General features: G+C 68.8%; 2 protein-coding genes. Both read left to right on the forward strand.

Annotation, left to right across the window (positions count from 1 at the left end; translation table 11 throughout):
• On the forward strand, positions 1-258 hold a 258-nt coding region (locus B8460_RS21515; protein WP_048859852.1), incomplete at its 5' end, for a hypothetical protein.
• Positions 259-426: 168 nt separating this feature from the next.
• Positions 427-2332 (forward strand): ATP-dependent zinc metalloprotease FtsH (ftsH, locus tag B8460_RS01765; RefSeq protein WP_048859853.1); only part of this gene is annotated, 1906 nt, incomplete at its 3' end.

Genomic DNA, 2332 nt, shown 5'->3' on the forward strand with positions numbered 1-2332 from the left:
GACCTGCGCCGGGCGGCGGGTCTGCCCGCCGCCGTGCTGGCCGGCCTGCCCGCGCTGTGGGCGGACGAGGCTGTGGCCAGCCTGCCGTCGCTTATGTATCGTCGCCCGATGGACGCCGCCCCGACGGACGCCGCACGGTCCCGCTTCCTGTTCGCCCCGGCCTGCCCGGCCGCCTGCGCCGCCTTCACGGGCGCCGCTTTCATGGGCGCCGCGATCACGGATGCCGCCTGCACGGGCGCCGACGGCCATGCGCGCTAGGCGCCTGCGCAACGCGCGCGCCGGTCGCGGGGATGCGCGGGGCGGGCAGCCACCCTATGTTGCATGCTGCGGGCGGTATCCGGGGTGCATGTGGTGCCTCAATGACCGGCCGGTGGGCGGGATTCCCGGTGGCGGGGGCCCGGCGAACAGGGACAACGACAGGGACAGATGAGCAATTTCGGTCGCAACCTCGCTCTTTGGGTGGTCATCGCCCTGCTGCTGGTGGTCCTGTTCAACCTGTTCCAACCGGGCGGGAGCCACAACACGGCGACGCAACTCGCCTATTCGGACTTCATCTCCGACGTGAACGCCGGGCGCGTGCATGACGTGACCATCCAGGGCCATGTCATCACCGGGTCGCTGAACGACGGGCGGACCGCGTTCCAGACCTATACCCCCGACGACATCAGCCTCGTGCAGCGCCTGACGGACAAGGGCGTGCGGGTGATCGCGAAGCCGGAGGAGAGCGACGTCAACCCGCTGCTCCACTACCTGCTGAGCTGGTTCCCGATGCTGCTGCTGATCGGCGTCTGGGTGTTCTTCATGCGCCAGATGCAGTCGGGCGGCGGCCGGGCCATGGGCTTCGGCAAGTCGCGCGCCCGCATGCTGACCGAAAAGCAGGGCCGGGTGACGTTCGATGACGTCGCCGGCATCGACGAGGCCAAGGGCGAGCTGCAGGAAGTCGTGGAGTTCCTCAAGGACCCGCAGAAGTTCCAGCGCCTGGGCGGCAAGATCCCCAAGGGCGTGCTGCTGGTCGGCCCCCCCGGCACCGGCAAGACGCTGCTGGCGCGCGCCATCGCCGGCGAGGCCAACGTGCCGTTCTTCACCATCTCCGGCTCCGACTTCGTGGAGATGTTCGTGGGCGTCGGCGCCTCGCGCGTGCGCGACATGTTCGAGCAGGGCAAGAAGAACGCCCCCTGCATCATCTTCATCGACGAGATCGACGCGGTCGGCCGCCATCGCGGCGCGGGCCTCGGCGGCGGCAACGACGAGCGCGAGCAGACGCTGAACCAGATGCTTGTCGAAATGGACGGGTTCGAGAGCAACGAGGGCGTGATCCTCATTGCCGCGACCAACCGCCCGGACGTGCTCGACCCGGCGCTGCTGCGCCCCGGCCGGTTCGACCGGCAGGTGGTGGTGCCGAATCCGGACGTGAACGGGCGCGAGAAGATCCTGCGCGTGCACATGCGCAAGGTGCCGCTGGCCTCCGACGTCGATCCGAAGGTGATCGCCCGCGGCACACCCGGCTTCTCCGGCGCCGATCTGGCCAACCTCGTGAACGAGGCGGCGCTGCTGGCGGCACGACTGGGCAAGCGCGTGGTCTCGGCCGGCGACTTCGACTACGCCCGCGACAAGGTCATGATGGGCACCGAGCGCCGCAGCATGGTCATGAGCGAGGCCGAGAAGCGGATGACCGCCTATCACGAGGCGGGCCATGCCCTGTGCTCGCTGCACGAGCCGGACAGCACGCCGATCCACAAGGCGACGATCATCCCGCGCGGCCGTGCACTCGGCATGGTGCAGTACCTGCCGGAGGCCGACCGCATCAGCTTCTCCAAGTCGCAGATGCTGACCATGCTGGTCACCGCGATGGGCGGCCGGGCGGCCGAGGAGGTGATCTTCGGTCCCGACAAGGTCAGCGACGGCGCCTCGGGCGACATCCAGCAGGCGACCAAGATCGCCCGCGCGATGGTCACGCAGCTCGGCATGAGCGACAAGCTCGGCATGGTGCAGTACGGCGACAACAACCAGGAAGTCTTCCTCGGTCACTCCGTCACCCAGACCCGCAACGTCAGCGAGCACACGGCCCAGCTGATCGACACCGAGGTCAAGGACCTGATCGACCGCGCCTACAGCCGCGCGCGCTCGATCCTGACGGAGAATATCGAGGAGGTGCACCGCCTCGCCCGCGGCCTGCTGGAGCACGAGACGCTGTCCTCTGACGAGATACGCACCGTGCTGCGCGGCGAGCCGATCATCCGCAAGCCGCCCGAGGAGCCGACGCCGGAGACCCGGCGCGCCTCCGTCCCGACGGCGGGTCTTGATTGCTCTTCCAGGATAAATTCCAAAGAGG

Origin of the sequence: Acidisphaera rubrifaciens HS-AP3, from assembly GCF_000964365.1 — a bacterium.
Classification (GTDB): Bacteria; Pseudomonadota; Alphaproteobacteria; order Acetobacterales; family Acetobacteraceae; genus Acidisphaera; species Acidisphaera rubrifaciens.